Raw genomic sequence first — 17,569 nt, forward strand, 5'->3', positions numbered from 1 at the left:
TCAAACGGAACCGAGCAAAGAGCAGGGCAAGGGCTGGCAAAACAGCCAGAGCAGATCAACAGCTGTCTGGTGGGGTGTGGGGGAACGCGCCGGTGTAAGGCCAAGGCCCCTGCACAGCCGGTCAAAAAGTGAATGGATGTCGAACAACCAATCTATCAAGGTGTACTGCGCCAGACATGAACCCGGTCAAATCGCAAATGAATGTCGAACAACAGGTTTTAGGAATCGGCAGTAATGGAGCGAGCGTGTTTCTTCTGTTCTGCATGGCGACTCAGCACCTGATCGACCTCGTACTTGCGTAGGATGATCTCGAGCGTCAGGCCGCGCAGGCGCCAGCGTAGGGCGCGTTGCAGGGCGGGGGTACCCTTGATCAGTCGTTGCAGGTGCACAACCTCTGGATCACCTTCCAGCGCTTCTAACAGCGCCGGCAATTTCATGTTGGTGTAGCTGTCGCGGCCACTGCGCAGTTTGACCAGGTCATCAAAGGTCGACTCTGTGCCGCCTTTTTTGTTGATGCGCTGAGCAAGCTTGCCAACCACCTTCTGATGGGCTTTCAGCTCTGCTTCATTGACAGGCGGGAAGGGCGGAATGAGCGGAAGGCCGGCCCGATTCAGGCGATAACGTTTGGCGGTTAGGTCAAGGTCGTCGTGTAGCCAGTCGTCCAGTATGAGCAGAAAGACGGCCCGGTACTCATGAGAGAAGCCATGAATCGCAAAGGGTGCGACGCTGCGATCCAGATTGACCCATTCCAGTTTGTTCCAGACCGTCTCCAGAGCCTCAGGCATCGCCCCCACGAACTTGATGAAGGGTGGCCGGCCCATTGGGTGAGCATCCCCCTCGCAGCTTGTCATGGTGGGGAAGCCACGGTCGTTCAACGCTTGGACGTAAGCCCTGAGTTTGCAGTCAACGGAACCGACCAGGCCATTCTGGTAGCGCAATTCCGAGACCGTGTGTGGCTTGGTGAAGACCCTGAAGTGTTCACGCCAGGGTGGGTTGAAGCGAAAAGCGCTGATGAGTTTGTCGACAAACCGGCTTTTGAGCTGAGCCTTGGAGAGCTTGGCTTCGAACTGATCACCGCCCACACAGTCGAAATGCAGGCGGTTACTGGCGCTGCTATACGTGGTCTTGTCGACCCGGTAGAGCGTCACTGTGGCTTCCAGGCCATCCGGCCCTTTGATCTTCTGGGCGTGATCGAATGACATGGGTGGCCTTCAGGTGGGTCAGGAAAGGGACGGAGTGGCTGCTGCCGTGGCAGTAGACTTGGCTTTGGCCTTGGCCTTGGCTCGTTGCTGATCACTGGCGTCCAAACGGTTCATGGCGTGTTCACGAGACGCTTCACTGATCTCTTCCACAGGTTGGCCGGCCAGGTCGATGCGGTGCGTGGCGGCCTTGAAGCTCTTCAGGTAGAAGCGGCGGGTGCACCAGAAACCCAGCACATGCTGCACGTGGGCCGGGGTAATGTCCGGGTGCGAGTCCTTCAATGCCACGACCAGATCATCAGCGACTTTGTTTTTGAGCGGTTTGACGGGCTGACCTTCGGCTGGGAACGCCAGCGGATAGAGCGTCTTGATGACTTCAAGGTTGCTTTTCATCAGGTTGAACCAGTTCATTCTGGAGGCAGCGGTAGTGGAAGTCATGACGATCCTGTCGGTAAAGGTTGGTCTGAAATAAACGGCTGACAGACTACCATGTCAATTGATGGAAATCATGCACGAACCGCTTAAAGTCCGAGGTCTTGGCTAAAATATCTGGCCAGGTGGTGCATGTTGCCCAGGCGTTGATCGGTGTCGAAAATCATTTTCTCAAGCACCGCGTTCGGCACACAGAAGTCGTACTGCTTAATACGGTCTTCGTTGGCCTCAATTTGGTGATGAAAGCTATATTCGGTGTCGCGTGCTTTGATGGAGGCTTTCAATCGCTCCTGGAGTGTCTGGTTTTGTTGCTGGAGCCTTTGAACTTCGACGGCGCAAGGTCGCCGGTTCCAGGTGTTGTCGTAACGAATCATTTTCCTCAGAGCAGGGTCTGGGGTGTGCTCATCCGCATCGGTAAAACACTCTGTGATCTTGCTCTGCACGACCAATTCGAAAGGCCCCCTGAAGATCTCATATCTGACTGGAGTACTCAGGGTTTCCTGCGCCTCTCGCATGTCTGTAATCGAAGAAAAATAGGGATTTATGCTCTTTAGATGCAAGCTTGCCAGCGCAAGCGCCTCCTCAAGCGTACCGGCGTGAGCAATGGTGTATTTGCAATTTAGCCTTCGATCTGCAGCGTCATCGAACTCCTCGCAAGTAAACTGAAGCTCGTAGGTAGAAGAAAAGCGATCCTCACGTAACCAGGATCCGGATTGGGGGTCGAGAATGTAATCAATGCCGGAGAATGCTTGACGGGGCAGGATATGGCGCAGCTGCTCAGGCATTTCGAAAGGCAACTGTCCTTTGCTCAGTAGCTCGTCGAGATCGATGTCCATCACCGTGCCGAAAAACCCACGAATCTGCTGTTCATGTTCCTGGCTTGCGCCTTGGATCAGAGTTATCAGCCTGGGCCAATAAACGTGAGACTGCACGCCGGCGAAGCACAGGCTGTAGACGCGTAAGTGAGGTTTCGGCAAGCCTGCTTCGAAACCGCCTTCATTCTCCTTTGCCACGCCATCCAGAAGCTTATCCAGGTGTGCAAGGTTGCGGACGGTCTCACCGCCGACATGCAGCTGCAAAATCTGCAGCAGTTTGTTCATAACCGCAGGCTCTATCGCCTCGAGCACGGCCACCTTGTCGTTGTAGGTGTCAGGCTTTCCTCCGTGCCAGCCTTCCTCCCAGTGCTTGCGTCCACGGAACTCATTGGTGATGGCGCGAAGGCGGTAGGGGCTTAGTGTCGGGAGTGGCTTGTTCATCGGTCGATGTCCTGGTGATTACCACCATTATCCGGAGGGAGTGTAACCGGTCGCAACGATGCTCCTGTCCCATTGCTGCGCCAGCGGATGATGGTTATCCTCGAAGGCTTTGAAGCGGTTGATGGTTTGAGCCCAAAAGTCAGATGAGCATTGAAGAGTTCCAGCGGTTAGGTGTGTGGATTGCCAGGGAAAAACGCCCGGACAGCGCCATGACCATCATTGCCATTGCACTTGGGTCACGAAGCGGGGATTTTGTCGGGCCAAGCACCGGTAAAGGCTTTATTGCCTGCATGGAGTTGCTCAAGGCGTTCCCGCAGATGCAGAATTTGCTGCCACTGGTGGCTAAATTGGTGCCCGGCTTCGCGGTGCTGATGCCACACTGGGGAGAATTGACCGAGCTGTACCTACGTTCGCAGGTCGAAAACGTGGGCCAAGCCGGTGGATATGCCACGCAAATCAACCGTGTAATTCAAGAATTGCTTCGACCAATGCGCAACGGGGACTTGGATGTACCGAAGAAGCTTGTTTGACAATCTGGTGGTTACTGACCTGGAAGGCGCGCTGTTTCAATCGAAAAGCGCCAATCCTAAGGGCATTCATCCAATGTTCGAGGCCAGCAATGGCCGTGTCGAGGGATGGGCAACGGAAGAGCAAGCTCAGCGGTGGGACACCCTGCGCTATGAAGCCTTTTGCGTGGGCTACACCTCGTTCAGCGAGCCGCAGGTCAGCCGGGTAACGGGCTGGGATCCTCTGCATGAACACCAGCTGATGCTGGCTGACCACGGCATGACGCTGCTGTACCGTGACCTGAATGGAAAAAATCGGTGGGAAGTTATTGAGGATTGGTCGAGGCCTTACCTCGATAAGGCCCGTGCCAACGCTAAAGTCCTCCAGTACGACGGGGCACGACTGTACTTCGAGATCATGAAACATCTGCCAGAGTTGGTGCAGCACAAAGGCAAGATGCTGTATCCAAAGCTGCCGATGCCCAGCGGCTCGGTCGAAGGCATGTACTACGTGATCCAGGCCAATGGATTTCTCCAGGCCATGGCAAGGGAAGGGCGTTTAGAGCTCGTGATCCGCTTCAAGGAGTTGCTGGCAGAGCATCTGGAGTGGTGCGAAGGGCGCTACACGTACTTTGAATGGGAAGGTGCCTACGCCTTTGTGCCGGTCTGGGCCTCGCGCAGTGAGGTGCTGAACAGGTTCTTTGCCGTGGTGCAGGGGCGCGAAACGCAGCTCGACACCCGGCTGGCCAAGGCCTTGCGCGACATCGGCGTGCCCAAGGTGGTGCTGGCTGAACAACGTGCTGAGCAGACGCCGGTTCCCGTCGAAGCGACGGCTAAACATATCGCATGAATTGACAGAAAACGTCCTATAATGCCGCGCTCGACCCGTCTGGAGACGGGCGAGATCCCCGAAGTAGAGGATGTCTCGGGGTGTAAATCGCGAATTATTATAGGATTTCAATGCATGCCTGAGCTGATTGCACTTAAAAGTACCTTGGATAACTCTGTTAATTTCGTCGAAAAAGCCCCTAATGTCGGATACTTTGAAAGGCGCTACGTCCGCCGCGACAATGACAAAGTATTGGCCTACCTCTCCTCGCAATCAGGTTGTGACATGGCCTGCCGGATGTGCCATCTGACGGCCAACGGGGAAACCGCACTCGATAACGCCACCCTCCAGGATTTCCTTTTCCAGGCGAGGGACGTCCTGGCTCATTACGACCGCCAGGCCCCGGCGAATATGCTGCACTACAACTTCATGGCTCGCGGTGAGCCGCTTAACAACCCGCTTATTCTCGCTGACAGCAAACTGCTGCTATCTTCGCTGAAAATGCTGGCAGACGAGCGCGACCTTGCATGCAAGTTCTTGATTTCCTCTATCTTTCCAAACAGCCTGGCAGGGCGTGAACTGCAAGACATTTTCCCGGAAATCCTGCCGGAGATTTACTACTCACTCTACAGTGTTAACCCTGCTTTTCGCCGGCGCTGGCTGGGTAAAGCACTGCCTGCCGAAGTGGGCTTGGACAAGCTCAAAGCCTGGGCGGATTTCTCTGGAAAGATCCCGAAGGTGCACTTCGCGTTCATTGAAGGGCAGAACGACAGTGAGCAGGACATGGTGGCCATGGCCGGTGCGATCAACGCACGCGCCCTCAAGGTCAACATCAACATTGTTCGTTACAACCCGGCGTCTGAGCGTTATGGCCGTGAATCAAGCGAGAAAGTAATTGAGCGAAACGTACAAATTCTTCGAGAGTTAGTTCAACCAACGAAGTTGCGGATAGTTCCAAAAGTTGGTTTCGATGTGAAGGCTTCATGCGGCATGTTTATCAACGGAAAGGTTCAAGCAGTCGCTGTGTAAATTAACTAATTTTGCTCATCATTAGTTGGAGGAAAGTCCCATGCTGTCATTCTTTTCTGCGCCGTTAGTTACCGCTCACCCTATTGTCAAAGTGACCAACGAGAAAACCGTCGGAGTTCCCAGCGGCAAGGTGTGGCGTGAGCGTCAATTGGTTTGGCTGCAAATGGCCGAGGTGACGCTGAGTCTTTGGCATCATGATGTCCTGGTCACCGAAGTGGGGAAGGTGCTCGACGGCGCTGATTACCTCTCAGCTCTGTTCTCCATGCGACCGGCTGAAGTGGCTGCTGACTTCAAAATAACTGAGGCCACTCAGTTACGCCTGGAGGCCAACGCTCGTATCAAGCAGGTGGCTTATCTGATCGACGTGAGCCGAGAAGAATGGCTACCGTTCAATGGGGTGAAGCCGCAGCGCTTCAAACGAGGTGGCGCTTTGGCGGATCGCAAATCCATGGAGTGTGTGCTGGGTGAAGGAAAAGTGTGGGCCAGTGATGCGGGGGAAGCGGGCAATCTGGCGCTGCTGAATGAGTTTCTTCACGCCTGGCGGTTGCTGGTGCCGTTCCATACCGTGGTGGAGGATGTCCGCACCATCGAGGTAAGTGATGAACCACAGCTGGTGTGCACGCTTTAGTTTTCTTTCTTTTTCAATCTTTTCTCTTTAGCGGGGCTGGAGACCACGGTTCATAAGGGCTCCAGCTTCCAAATATGGACAACTGGCTTGAGAGATGTGGACGGGAAGCTTTAGAACTGTGGACGCCTGCCGTGAGTTTTGTGGACGTCTGCCGTGTACTGATGTGGACGCCTGCCTTGTGGATAACTGCTTATGTATGGACATCTGCCTTGTTGCACCTGCGAAATGTGGTCGGATGCCTTGTTTCATTGGGGTTCAGTATAGCCTCAGGGGTGACTGACCTGTCCAATCTCCACCGCCATGCTCGCCAGTCGGCTTGATGTGGACGGATGGCGTGAGAATCGACGGCGTCTAGGAGCTTTGGCCGGTGACGGCGGGTTGGGAAGGGGCTCTGAGCCCGCAAATGTGGACAGATTCCGTGCCTCCAACCCCAAATGTGGACGGATGCCGTGCTCCCAAGAGGATCAGCAGGTGCCCAGCGCCAGCCGGCGCCAGGAGAAATCGGTCGAAAGCCTTCAAATGTGGTCGGATGGCGTGTCCGTTCATCGATATGTGGACGGATGCCGTGTTCAATGGCGGCGCCAGGCCTCGAGAAAGGTGCTGTAAGCCCTTCAATGTGGACGGATTCCTTGTCCTGCCCCTCAAATGTGGACAGATCCCGTGACTTGCTGGTCGCCAAGCGGATCCGCCCCTCAAAGGCAATGAAAAAGAGCCCTCAAAGCCCTTAATGTGGACGGATGCCGTGTTCAATTGGCCATGATGAATCCCTTAATGTGGACGGATGACTTGTATGAAGTGCCCGTATTACGGGGCTCTTCCGCCAAATGTGGACGGATTCCTTGCTCAGGAGCCTGGCAACCTCATTAATGTGGACGGATGGCGTGTCATAAGGGCCGGCCTAAATCCAATTCCATTCGGTACAGTCAAAAAACCGTTCAAATGTGGACGGATAGCGTGTCATCCACGTGCATTGCCTCAGATTTATCTTCCAAATCTTTGTTTTCTTTAGTTTTTTGCTCACGCCACCCGATCAACGGTGCCTGAATAACCTTAATGTGGACGGATGCCGTGTCTTTCCTACCGTCTTGGGAGGGTAAATGTGGACGGATTCCGTGTCAGGAACAGGAGCGTTGGCCTTTATGTGGACAGATTCCTTGTCTGACGGCTGGTGAGCGCATCCCAGATCTTCCTTAATGTGGACAAATGACTTGTAGGTCAGAGAATGGCCATCCAGGATCAAGGTCAAATGTGGACGGATGCCGTGTGTTTTTCGCATCCCGCGCCAAAAACCTAAATGTGGACAGATGGCGTGACTAAAACGGTGGGTTTTGGAGCTTAATGTGGACAGATGGCATGCAATTTTCCATGGGGTTTTGATTGCTGGCTTCACTTAATGTGGACAGATGCCGTGTTGCTGCTTTTTAGATGGTTTGTTTAACCAATTGAAAAATATGGATATTTCAAAGATATCTGAAGCCACCTCCGGCGCCTCACGCGCTTAATGTGGACAAATGGCGTGTGTGGTGACGGTTGCGTGTATGCTCTAAAGCTTAATGTGGACAAATGGCTAGGCCATTCGTCAGATCGTTTATTCCGATGAATGAAAAAGGTGGCATTCCCCGTATGCGTCCCTAACCTACAGCGCAATGTCGTACTGCAATCTTTAAGGACAAGGCCAGATGACCGCGCAAAACCTTCAGGTCTACAAATCAAACGATTTGATGACTGCGAACTACAAACTGACGGTGGCTGAGACACGAATCATTCTCACCTGCATCGCCAAAATCGACCGTGACCGCAACACCCTGGTTTCGGATGATGAGATGTATGGTTTCACCGCCCGTGAGTTCGCAGAGACCTGTGGTATCAGCCTGATGGCCGCCTACTCTGACCTGAAGGAAGCTGTTGACCAGCTGTTCGACCGAAAGATCCTGCTCAGCATGAATGACCGGGAGCGTAAAACCCGCTGGATACAAACCGCCGACTACATCGCCGGGGAAGGGCGGGTGATGCTGCGTTTCTCAAAGGATATCCTGCCCTATCTGGTCGACCTCCAAGGCAACTTCACGAAGTACAGCCTCAACGCGGTGGCCCGACTCTCCAGCCCGCATGCCTTCCGCATGTATGAGCTGATCGTTAAGCACCGGTTCAAGTGCAGTCCAACGGCGTTGATATTCATTGAGGACATTCGCTTCAGTCTGGCCCTCGATGATGCCTACCCGCTCTACGCCGACTTGAGAAAGCGCGTGATTGAGCCGGCGCTGGAGATGATCCACAACCTCACCGACATCAAGATCCTGGGTTTCCAGCCAAAGCGCGAAGGGCGCAAAATCGTGGCCATTGAGGTCTCCTACGCCGAGCGTGCGGACTTCTCGATGAACCCGGTTCAGGAAAGCTTGATCTCCGAGAAGGATGAGACGCCAAAGCCGGCGAAGACCCCACGCAAGCGCAAGAGCGGGCCAATCACCGAGAAGGAAATCATGGCGGCGGCTCGCCCTGGTGAATCCACTCAGGAAGTGATTGCCCGGCTGACTGCTGAGCGCCGCCGAGCAGAGCCCGTAGCGACCTACTGATAGGGCAAATGTGGACAGATTCCGTGTGCCGAATCCACGTTGTTTGCGTGTGATCCACCATGGTAATTTGAATCATCCACGCCGTTTCATGAGAGACCCCCATGAGCCTCAAAGCCCTGATCGACCTGTCTCAGATCCGCGAACTGGACAGCGCCGGCCACGCTCGGCTTGAGCAAGCTCGCCAGCGCCAGCGTGAATATGACCGCGAAATCGAGAAACAGGTGGCGAATAAGGCGGTCAGCCAGGAGCTGCTTGCCAAGGTCTGCAACCTTTAACCTCGGCAGCCATCGGCTGCTTTGTCACGCTGAAGGCAGGGACTGAGTTTCTCTGCTTATGTGGACATCTGCCTTGTTGAACCCTCCCACACCCCTGCAGGCCACGTAAACCGGGGGCTCCAGCCTTCCGTTAATGTGGACATCTAGATTGTCCGCTCGTCGCGGGTAGCAAGATCCTGGTATCTCGAAGCGCCAGCCGCTCTTAATGTGGACAGATGCCTTGTTGTTTGATGTCAGTTTGATACTTGAGAAGTTATCAAAAAAGTTAATTCATATTTCATCAAACTGACATTTAACATAGAATCTCAGGTTGATCGATTTCTCTCTGAGTTACCCAAACGACATGACAACGGAACTCGCCATACTGGTTATGGCATCAATTGGCATTCTCGCCTTGTCCGCACTTTTTAGCAGTGTGGATACGGCGTTGCTTATCGCCGATGATATCAAAATGAGCATACTTATAGAGCAGCCAACACTGAAAGCTCGCACTAAGAAATGGCTCAAAAGAATCGCCGCGAAACGCGACAAGCATATGGCCGCGTCGATGGTGTTTATGACGTTCCAGGGCGTGGCCGCCAACTCGGTGCTCGGGGTCATGGCTTACAAAGCGTTGTCTGGCAGCCAGGTGGCCATTTTCATGTTGGTGCTGACCTACGCCAACCTGGTGTTTGCTCGAACCTTGCCAAAAACCCTGGCCAGCAACCACTACGAAAAGATCCTGACCCATTTCGCCTGGCTGGCCAGGATCATTTATTTCGTTGCGATGCCCATGGTGTTCATGACCCTGTTCTGGGTAAAGCTGTTCCGCCTGAACAAAAAGCGGAAAATGAACCTGAATGAGCTCAAAAGCACGATCAACTACTACCACTCCGAAGGCCTGCTTGGGAAATCCGAGCGCGGCATGCTCCAGAACGTGTTCAGGATCAAGCAGTACCGCATCAGTGATGTGCTGGAGCCTGCTGATCTGCCGTCGGTGCACTTGGAGAGCACGCTGGAGGACTGCCGCGAGCTGGCTCAGCACTACTACGGCAAGCGAATCCTGGTAACGCACCACAAAGAGCTCGTCGGGCTCATGTTCTACAACGACCTGGCAGGCCGGCTGATATCGGGAAAGGGCGGTAACGTCGCTGACATTTGTCGGCAAATCATTTTGGCCGACGCCGGTGAGAAGCTGATCGACGTGATGGTAAGGATGAAAGAGACCAAGATTCCGCTGGTTGTGGTGGTTGATGAGGAGGGTAGTCCACTGGGAGTCGCCTCGGCCCGTAAGATCTACACCTACATATTGACCAATAACGATGGCAGCGGCCAGAGCGGTCTCCTCGACTGACCTGATTTTTCTCAATTGTTTCTTTGGCTGTCAATAAAGCTCCTTTGTTATGCCTGAACAGCAGAGCGAGGAGCTTTTTTTTGTGCCCAAACCAACCGTCGGCTTCACAGCCTTCGACCAGCATCCTGACTGGCGGTGGCAAGCCATTCGCTGCCGGCCAACCTGTACTTGACCTATTTGTCAGAGCTCATTTCCTCTAAACTGCGGCCAGTCAGGTAGCACTTTAGAGGTCATCAGTGTGGAAAATGCCGATTTCTGCGCATTGGTTGAAGAAACCACGGGGCTTCATATCCAAGATCTGATCTTCGAGATCTACTATCGCCGCGAGCGTAAGAAGGCATTTCCACTGCTGACGATGTTGGCCAATTTAAACTCAAGTTTTGACGACGTAACGTTCTTTTTTCAACGCGCCTATGCCCTGGGGCTACCTTTGGGGTTGATTGAAAGCTTCAAAGAGAAAGCCAAACCATTAAGCCCCATGATCTTCACCGACATAAATAAAGAGCCAGATTGGGGTTGGGGCGTATCGGTCATACTCAATCAAATGCTGATCAACCCGTATTTCGTCGACGTCGTGTTCGACCTGCTAATGCGCGGCAAAAACTCATCCGTCAATTTCAAGGGAATGTTGTACGGGTTTGGTCACAAGGACAGCCTGAGAAATCAGCGTAAACTCAATCTCTGCAGGTACAGCGTCGGTGTGCTGAGAGAGCCAGAGGCATTTTTGCTATTCCCTCGCAACCAGACCATTGCGAGGATGTTCTGCGATTCTGCTATGGCTGCTGATGACCTGCAGGCTGTGCAGCATCTGCTTTCCATACCCCAAATGGCCAAGCACCTACCGCAAGCCTTCCTCGCCGATCACGTCAAGGTGGTGAACAACCGACTGATCAGTGATGGGCATCGCACCGAAGACCTAACGCTGATCAACGCCATTACCAGAATGAGCCTTGAGGACTATGCCAAGTTGGTGGTCGACAGTCCTTTGTTACAGGGTAAAAATCGACAGCCCCAGCAAACTCTGGACTCGATTTTCAACGTGCAGATGCTGCGCAAAGCCCCGGATGAGTTCGTGCACCTGCTGATGACGACCTCCAATTTCGAGAAAGACCCGGTCAACGCTTTTATCTATGGGATGCACAGGGCAGGGCTGCCTACGGCAAGGGGTTTTTTGATGGCAAACCATGGGCGCTTCTACATGCTTGAGCATCCCGACTTCTGCCTGACGGAACCTGAGATCGTGAACATCTGCTATTCCAACAAGCACAGGCGTGGCTACCTCGGCATTCTGGCCACGCTGGCGCCCGAGATCATCGCCGGCCACAAGGAAAAGGATCTGCTCCTGGATCTGGTTTACAAGCTGTCTGAGGATACGGAGTGTGTTCGACACATGAGCCTCATTGGGCGGGCCAAGGCATTTTCAGGAGATATTGGGCTATGACCGACTTCAACAGGGCTAAAGCGATTCTCAGCGGGGCCTTAGGCAGCGCTTACGACGATAACCGTTACACCTGGGTTGCCAAGGCTGAACTCTGTTTCAAGGCCATGCTGGTGCTCGACGCTGCGGGTTATGGCGCGAAGGATGTTCTGTGGTTGCTGGACGTGCTGAAAGAGGAGCACCTGAAGAATGGCGCCAAGTCCTGGCATGGGCATCTGGGCTGCCTTCAGGGGGCTGTGATTTTTGGCCTGGCTGACCCGCACGGGACAGATCTGGCGTTCGATTACCTGATCAAGCATAAAGCTGCATTGAAAATCACGTCGATGCTCACTCCTAAGCACGTGTACATGAAAGCTCAGCTGTGTCGCGGCGGTGACGGCGGTTTTCGATCACCTCAAGTTGTTGGTGAGCTGGTCAAGAAGCCACTGTACGCCCGCGAGTTCTGCAAATCTGCCCTGCACCATGATGACCTTGAAGCAACCCAGTGGTTGTGCTCGTTAAAGGGGACGGAAACCCACCTGACGCCAGAATGGCTCAGCACCTGGATTTCACGATTGAGTGAAGAGGGGGTGAGGGTTGAGCGGGTAGCTGAGCACTACAAGGCTGAGAACCATGCACTACCGCCGACAGCCACCACGTCACTCGATGGTTATTGGCAGACTCTGATGGCGAATTTCCTGAATTATGATTCATATCTTGATTACTCGGGTTTGTCTGTTCGACGTATCAACTACACGATGGCTCAGAAACTGGGGGTATTGGAGCAGTTTTTCGACGCTGGGTTGATTGCGCGAGCTCCGGTCGAGTTCATCGAGCAGGTGATGAAGCTGGGTAACGCCGAATTCGCAAACGCGAATCTGCTGATCATGCGGATGATCAAGGCTGGCATTGATTGCTACGAGGGATTCCTGGCGGGGCACTATGGCCGGCTTGGCTACCTTGATCGGCGTGACGGCCCACGCGATTACCCGGCCATGGTTGCGGTTTGCGCCAGCAAGCTTTCCAGACCAGGCTATTTGCCGTTATTGTCGACGGCACCGCTCGAGGCAGTGCTCGCGCACCCGCAAAAAGAGAAGCTGTTGCGATCCCTGCATGAGGCGACCGGGGAACCGCGCTATGTGCACGCGATGAGCGTAAAAGAGCGAGGCAAGGCGTTTTCCAAAGATCTGGGCATTTGAATTGACTGAGGTAGTGCATGACCAACGCCAGCAGGATTCCACATGGCCACGAGGGGATGGACGGCTACCCGGTCAGCAAAGACAATTACATCATTTCCGTGGACGATTCGCTCAACGGACTTGCGTTCCATCCTGAGCAGCACATGCCACTGCCCGTGGATGATTTGGCTTATGGCCCACTGGCACTCACGCAAATAGATCTGTCCCGGAAGGTGGTGTTACACGCGCTGAGTTTCCCGAGCCTTGATGCGTATATCGATCACAGCATTAGCCTCGCCGTGGCGCTTAGTGAGCCTTACCCGGTGCCACGATCAGTTCTGTACTGGGGCTGCACGCCATTACAGCTCCACACAAAGGCTTTTGGTCGCCACGTTGGTTTCGCCATCAGTCAAGAGCACGAGCGCCTGGATGAGCTCCTGGAAGGCCTGAAGCAGGCTTTTCTGAGGGGCGATGTGATGATGCAGGCGATCAATTCAGAGCAAGCGTTTGGGACTGCCTTCTACAGACTCCACAGTACAAAATCAGAATCTGAGCAGGTGGTTTCACTGACCAGCCCCAGCGGGAAAGTCAGGTCGCTTGGTTTTTTCACTAAGCTCATGGGGAAACATCTGCAAGAATTGATCCTCGGTGCCTTTAAGAACTATCAGACTCCTGTGATCCAGGCCGTGGTACTTGGCCAGGAAGATGATGCGGTGTTTGCGGAGTATTTGCGCGCCAGCCCACCAGTTCTCGCTGCGAATCAGCATGTAGAGGCAATGGGACTCCAGGACGCCAGGGCCTATCGCAGCGCCATAGGCTTAAGTCCTTTTCCGGAGCGCCAGGAGATTCACAAGCGCTTTGAAAGTCTGCTGAAGTCTGAACACCCGTTCGAAAAGGGACAGGTGCTGGATCTGTATGAATATGCGCACGGCAATGCTCAAGCCTGGCAATCAGCGGTGCAGGACTGCTTTCAACAATCAGCTGAGTGGGTTAAGAACGCTGCGCTACAGAGGGATGTGGTGAACAGCCCGGCTTACCAAAGTGCGCTCCGTGCGCTGGCGTCGTGTTCCAAACAATTCATCACTAGTGGGCAAGCGTCGGCCAAGAAACTAACACGTGAATCTGGACTAGAGCTTGTCGATGTGACCCGCAATATCCTGGTCGTGTTCATGGCGTTGGAAGACACTGCCTGCCCAGTGAAGCAGATGGCTACTGCGTGCCTGTGTGAGCCAGGTACCGAGAGCTACGCGGCGATCATGGAGACCCCCGAGGATGGTCTGCTCGAATGGATTGCCAAGCTTTACACCCCTGAGCAGTGCTCAACATCCCCAAACCTGCTGGCAGTGTTGTTCTGCCAGCCGAAACACAAGATCAGGGCCTGGGCCGAAGAGCACGACCCAGAGGACAAGGTGCTGTCATTCTTGTACAAGGTGACGAATGACACCCAGTACCTGCAGATGGTCAAAAGCTTGGTGGTGAGAGGGGAGCTGTTCGGCCAAGACCTCGGCCTTTGAAGGTAAGCCGCCACCGTGGGGCGGGGCGGCTTTTCGTCGAGTCAGAACCTGAGGCCGAACTCATCATCCGGTACGGGTTTTCCACCCACGGTACTCAGCGGATCAATTTCAAAGCGGGTGATCAGGTCGCGGCTCATGATGCGGCAGTTGAACATGGCCTTAACGGCCTCGGATTTGCCTTCTTTTTCAACCAGCATGGTCAATACCGCTGTCGTGGCCAGATGTTCAGGCACAAAGAAGTCCTCTCGCAATCTTTTGGCGAGGCCTATGATCGTGTCCTTCTGCTCACCAGACAGCTGACTCACCATTTTCGACTCAGACCGTCCGTTTTTCAGACCCTCGCTGATGGCGCTGACTTCTTTAGCTGAGAAGTCCGGTTCGCACGTTGCGGGATCAAAATCGGCATACGATTTCATCTTCAGGGTCTTGCTGCCGGTGATCATTCCGGGTGCCAACACGAGTAGCGATACGCCTGTAAGCGCCGTGACATAATAAGGAATGCCGGCATTATTGAGCAGGAGAGCGATGTCTGAGAACAAATTCGGGGCAAGCGTGTTCAAGGCGCTCGCGCCGGCAATGGTGCCCAGCGAGAAGAGCTTATAGTGCTTCATGGCGTTCTTGAATTGCTGCACCACGGCGATGCTGCCGACAGTTTCGGAAAACCAATCGGCAGCCGCTGCCGGGTCTTTGATGAACGGGATGTCGCCGACGAATTTGTACTTACCGAAGATGTCGGAGAGCTTGTCGAAGATCCGTTTAGCTCCGGTGTAGTCCTGGGCTCTGGTCAATTCGTTGTAGTCCGACACAAACTGACTGGCCTTGTCGTAGGAATCAAATGTTCTTGCGGCCACCCCGTCAAAGACGTCAGTGGCGGCCTGGAGCGATTTCTTAAACAGGGTTGTACTCATTATTCAGACGCCTCATCCATCATCGCTTGAATTTCAGTTAGAAAAACCTCGGCAGCACCCATGAACTCGATTTCATCGGGCAGGCTGATTTCGGTGAAGTCAGCTTTAACTTCCTCCACATTCAGGCAGGCGATGAGCAGAATTGAGCGGCTCTCGATCACGCTCAAGCGCGCAACAATGGTCTTGAAGTCATCGATATCGATGGCGCCCCTGGCCAAAGCGCGCAAAGCAACCTTGGCGCACTGGGCAGATGAGTCCATCAGAGCAACCAAGCGGGGTGTGAGTTCGGCTTTCATAAACCACTCTTCCTAACTGAGATACTTCCATCATATTGAGGGAGCCAGAGTTGGAACAATGGGCATTTATTGACAGGGACTGGGCGAGGGTCAGAACGGAGGGAAGAGCCCCCTGAACAGCGTCAGGGGGCTTTGGCGATGGCTTAAGCTTCGGCAGCCGGCAGGGTGGCGTTGATGGAGCGGCCAGGAATGTCGATCAGGTTGATGATGATCTTGAGCTCCTGACCGATCTTGGCAATGGGCTGGCCCTTCTTGAGCAGGCTCATGCCATCCTGACTGACCTCAAAGACGTCATACTTGCGTCCCAGCGTGCGGGTCGAGAGAAATACCGGGGCGCCGGTTTCAATGATCTCAGCTTTCACGCCAGCCGGCATCACCCCGGTCACCACCGCGTCGAATTGCTCGCCGATCTTGCCCTGGTACAGCTGGATGTAGAGGTCATTCTGCACATCACGTGCAGCCCGGTCGGTGGCCGAGAACTTTTCATCCAGTAATTCCATCATCTCAGGCGTGAACGTCTGGACGGTGGTGGCTTGATTGCGCAACAGGGCTTTCAGCGACCGGTGGTTCATCAGGTCACTGTACTTGCGGATCGGCGAGGTGAAGGTCGCATACCCATCAAGACCGAGGGAGTAGTGCGGCCCGAACTCGGTGGAGTGCCGGCTTTTGGCGTAGAAGCCGATCAGCAGCTGCTCCAGCGCCGGGTTTTCCAGCGCCAGCACCGTCCTCATGACTTCGCGGTAACCCTCGAAGACCACCAGGTTCTCGGCGGTCGTGGTAACCCCATGCTCAGCCAGCAATAGCACCAGCTCTTCCAGCCGTTCTGGCTTGAAGCCGTCGTGGCGGCGGTAAACGCACGGCATGCCGTGGAGCTTCATGTACTGAGCGAAACTGAAGTTGGCCGCGATCATGCACTCTTCAACCAAGCGGTTGGATTGGAGCTGGACGGACGGGCGCACGGACTTCAGCGCAAAGTCTTCTACCACGAAGGTGTAGTCCTTGTAACGGCTGGAGGCCAGGGCGTGGCTGTTACGCCAGTTCCTGCGGCGTAGGCCGACCTCATTGAGGCATTCCAGCACATCAGCCACATGATTAGGGCAAGCGCTTCGGTCGCCGTCCAGGAACGCCTGTACGGCTTCATAGGACAGCTTGGCCTTGGAGTTGATGGTGGCCAGGAAGAAGTACGAGTCGGTGATCTCGCCCGCTTCATTGATGATCATGTTGCAGCAGACGCTTGAACGGTCTTCGCCGGCGACGAGCGAGGCGCCCTGTTCGGAAATCACCTTCGACAGCATCGGCAGGCTCATGCCTGGGTAGTAGGTGGTAAAGCAGCGCAAGCGTGCTTCCCGATCCATGATGCCGTCTTCAATCAGAAAGCGGGCAGGGTCGGCAATGGCCACCGTCAGCAGAATGTCGGTACCGGAGCGCTTGGCCATGACGGCGTCGTCGAGGTCGCGACTGTTCTCGCCGTCGATGGTCACCAGGCATTCATGGCGCCAGTCAAAGCTCTCGTCACCCGTAACGTCGTCCGTCAGATTAAGGGCCTGGATCTCGTCGTGATCGAAGGGCGGTGCTTCGTGCTTGAGGCCGTTGCGGGCACTGGCCACTTTCCAAGGCGCCTGGCGATCACGATCACTGCAAATGACGGCTTCCACTTCAGCGTGGCAGCCACCATCCTCAAACGGGTGCTTGATCACGCGGGCCCACACGAAGTCGCCTTCACGCTCTCTACCACGCTTGATGCGCGGGATCAGGAAGTCCCGTTTGAGGTTCGGATTCTCCGGCTGGATGTAGGGGTTGTGGCCCTTGTTGCGCACGACGCCGACGAAGCCAGAGATCGAGGACTCAACGATGCGCAGAATGCAGGCCTCGGTCTTGCCGTCACCGCTGTGATTATCAATGATCTCGGCTTCCACGACATCGCCATGAAAGCAACGGCTCATCTGTGGCGGTGGCAGGAAGTGGTCGGTGCCGTCGGCACATTTGAGGAAACCATAGTCCTTGCGGGTGCCGCGCACGATGCCTGTGACCAGTGTTGGGGCACTTTGACTAACGCTGGAGGTGGAGCTGACGGTCGCGGTAAAACCGGCTTTCAGCTGCATCAGCACTTGGTTGTTCTTGAGCATGTGAGGCCTTTGGGCCAACCCATAAGGTCAGCAAAAATTCATATGCCCCATGATTGCGTCAATTGTTAAA

General features: G+C 54.5%; 16 protein-coding genes. 10 read left to right on the forward strand and 6 right to left on the reverse strand.

Going from position 1 to position 17,569, the window contains the following annotated elements:
* Nucleotides 1–218 precede the first annotated feature (218 nt).
* From NQL71_RS34100 to NQL71_RS34110, 3 genes are all read right to left on the reverse strand, one after another.
* Nucleotides 219–1,202 (reverse strand): hypothetical protein, encoded by a 984-nt coding sequence (locus tag NQL71_RS34100; RefSeq protein ID WP_274644011.1) that lies wholly within the window; start codon nt 1,200–1,202, stop codon nt 219–221.
* Between the two features lie 18 nt (nt 1,203–1,220).
* A complete protein-coding gene (locus NQL71_RS34105) occupies nt 1,221–1,637 on the reverse strand; it encodes a ProQ/FinO family protein (RefSeq protein ID WP_274644012.1) in 417 nt (138 codons plus the stop codon).
* A gap of 83 nt (nt 1,638–1,720) precedes the next feature.
* Nucleotides 1,721–2,887, reverse strand: a complete 1,167-nt coding sequence (locus NQL71_RS34110) for a hypothetical protein (RefSeq protein ID WP_274644013.1) — start codon at nt 2,885–2,887, stop codon at nt 1,721–1,723.
* A gap of 143 nt (nt 2,888–3,030) precedes the next feature.
* Between NQL71_RS34110 and NQL71_RS34115 the strand changes: the two genes are divergently transcribed.
* The 10 genes from NQL71_RS34115 (at nt 3,031) to NQL71_RS34160 (ending at nt 14,169) form a co-directional block, all read left to right on the forward strand.
* Complete coding sequence (locus tag NQL71_RS34115; protein WP_274644014.1) at nt 3,031–3,417, forward strand: hypothetical protein; 387 nt, start codon at nt 3,031–3,033, stop codon at nt 3,415–3,417.
* Entirely contained in the window at nt 3,410–4,243 is an 834-nt protein-coding gene (locus NQL71_RS34120; RefSeq protein WP_274644015.1) for a hypothetical protein, read from the forward strand. Before NQL71_RS34115 ends, NQL71_RS34120 begins: the two co-directional genes overlap by 8 nt.
* A gap of 114 nt (nt 4,244–4,357) precedes the next feature.
* The gene (locus NQL71_RS34125) at nt 4,358–5,251 is read left to right on the forward strand and encodes a radical SAM enzyme, Cfr family protein (RefSeq protein ID WP_274644016.1); all 894 of its coding nucleotides are present in this window, start codon (nt 4,358–4,360) and stop codon (nt 5,249–5,251) included.
* 40 nt (nt 5,252–5,291) lie between these two features.
* On the forward strand, nt 5,292–5,879 hold the full coding sequence (locus NQL71_RS34130; RefSeq protein WP_274644017.1) for a hypothetical protein: 588 nt from the start codon (nt 5,292–5,294) through the stop codon (nt 5,877–5,879).
* Between the two features lie 1,679 nt (nt 5,880–7,558).
* Complete coding sequence (locus NQL71_RS34135) at nt 7,559–8,452, forward strand: replication initiation protein (RefSeq protein ID WP_274644018.1); 894 nt, start codon at nt 7,559–7,561, stop codon at nt 8,450–8,452.
* A gap of 101 nt (nt 8,453–8,553) precedes the next feature.
* Complete coding sequence (locus NQL71_RS34140) at nt 8,554–8,727, forward strand: hypothetical protein (protein WP_274644019.1); 174 nt, start codon at nt 8,554–8,556, stop codon at nt 8,725–8,727.
* A 343-nt stretch (nt 8,728–9,070) separates the two neighbouring features.
* The gene (locus tag NQL71_RS34145; RefSeq protein WP_274644020.1) at nt 9,071–10,060 is read left to right on the forward strand and encodes a CNNM domain-containing protein; all 990 of its coding nucleotides are present in this window, start codon (nt 9,071–9,073) and stop codon (nt 10,058–10,060) included.
* Nucleotides 10,061–10,298: 238 nt separating this feature from the next.
* Nucleotides 10,299–11,501 (forward strand): hypothetical protein, encoded by a 1,203-nt coding sequence (locus NQL71_RS34150; RefSeq protein WP_274644021.1) that lies wholly within the window; start codon nt 10,299–10,301, stop codon nt 11,499–11,501.
* Nucleotides 11,498–12,676, forward strand: a complete 1,179-nt coding sequence (locus NQL71_RS34155) for a hypothetical protein (RefSeq protein ID WP_274644022.1) — start codon at nt 11,498–11,500, stop codon at nt 12,674–12,676. Before NQL71_RS34150 ends, NQL71_RS34155 begins: the two co-directional genes overlap by 4 nt.
* Before the next feature lie 17 nt (nt 12,677–12,693).
* Nucleotides 12,694–14,169, forward strand: coding sequence for a hypothetical protein (locus NQL71_RS34160; RefSeq protein ID WP_274644023.1), 1,476 nt, complete (start codon nt 12,694–12,696; stop codon nt 14,167–14,169).
* 41 nt (nt 14,170–14,210) lie between these two features.
* Here the strand turns inward: NQL71_RS34160 and NQL71_RS34165 are convergent, their stop codons facing one another.
* From NQL71_RS34165 to NQL71_RS34175, 3 genes are all read right to left on the reverse strand, one after another.
* Nucleotides 14,211–15,077 carry a hypothetical protein gene (locus tag NQL71_RS34165; RefSeq protein ID WP_274644024.1) on the reverse strand — a complete coding sequence of 289 codons (867 nt, stop codon included), beginning with the start codon at nt 15,075–15,077 and terminating at the stop codon, nt 14,211–14,213.
* Complete coding sequence (locus NQL71_RS34170; protein WP_274644025.1) at nt 15,077–15,373, reverse strand: hypothetical protein; 297 nt, start codon at nt 15,371–15,373, stop codon at nt 15,077–15,079. Before NQL71_RS34170 ends, NQL71_RS34165 begins: the two co-directional genes overlap by 1 nt.
* Before the next feature lie 143 nt (nt 15,374–15,516).
* A complete protein-coding gene (locus NQL71_RS34175; protein WP_274644026.1) occupies nt 15,517–17,499 on the reverse strand; it encodes a VacB/RNase II family 3'-5' exoribonuclease in 1,983 nt (660 codons plus the stop codon).
* Nucleotides 17,500–17,569: the final 70 nt, after the last annotated feature.

Origin of the sequence: Pseudomonas serbica (genome assembly GCF_028823535.1) — a bacterium.
GTDB lineage: Bacteria > Pseudomonadota > Gammaproteobacteria > Pseudomonadales > Pseudomonadaceae > Aquipseudomonas > Aquipseudomonas serbica.

Excerpts from the sequence above, each read along its gene's own strand:
- NQL71_RS34165 (WP_274644024.1), bottom strand. The coding sequence starts at position 15,077 with ATGAGTACAACCCTGTTTAAGAAATCGCTCCAGGCCGCCACTGACGTC.
- NQL71_RS34115 (WP_274644014.1), top strand. The coding sequence starts at position 3,031 with ATGAGCATTGAAGAGTTCCAGCGGTTAGGTGTGTGGATTGCCAGGGAA.
- NQL71_RS34125 (WP_274644016.1), top strand. The coding sequence starts at position 4,358 with ATGCCTGAGCTGATTGCACTTAAAAGTACCTTGGATAACTCTGTTAAT.
- NQL71_RS34145 (WP_274644020.1), top strand. The coding sequence starts at position 9,071 with ATGACAACGGAACTCGCCATACTGGTTATGGCATCAATTGGCATTCTC.
- NQL71_RS34140 (WP_274644019.1), top strand. The coding sequence starts at position 8,554 with ATGAGCCTCAAAGCCCTGATCGACCTGTCTCAGATCCGCGAACTGGAC.
- NQL71_RS34100 (WP_274644011.1), bottom strand. The coding sequence starts at position 1,202 with ATGTCATTCGATCACGCCCAGAAGATCAAAGGGCCGGATGGCCTGGAA.
- NQL71_RS34130 (WP_274644017.1), top strand. The coding sequence starts at position 5,292 with ATGCTGTCATTCTTTTCTGCGCCGTTAGTTACCGCTCACCCTATTGTC.
- NQL71_RS34110 (WP_274644013.1), bottom strand. The coding sequence starts at position 2,887 with ATGAACAAGCCACTCCCGACACTAAGCCCCTACCGCCTTCGCGCCATC.
- NQL71_RS34160 (WP_274644023.1), top strand. The coding sequence starts at position 12,694 with ATGACCAACGCCAGCAGGATTCCACATGGCCACGAGGGGATGGACGGC.
- NQL71_RS34170 (WP_274644025.1), bottom strand. The coding sequence starts at position 15,373 with ATGAAAGCCGAACTCACACCCCGCTTGGTTGCTCTGATGGACTCATCT.
- NQL71_RS34135 (WP_274644018.1), top strand. The coding sequence starts at position 7,559 with ATGACCGCGCAAAACCTTCAGGTCTACAAATCAAACGATTTGATGACT.
- NQL71_RS34155 (WP_274644022.1), top strand. The coding sequence starts at position 11,498 with ATGACCGACTTCAACAGGGCTAAAGCGATTCTCAGCGGGGCCTTAGGC.
- NQL71_RS34105 (WP_274644012.1), bottom strand. The coding sequence starts at position 1,637 with ATGACTTCCACTACCGCTGCCTCCAGAATGAACTGGTTCAACCTGATG.
- NQL71_RS34175 (WP_274644026.1), bottom strand. The coding sequence starts at position 17,499 with ATGCTCAAGAACAACCAAGTGCTGATGCAGCTGAAAGCCGGTTTTACC.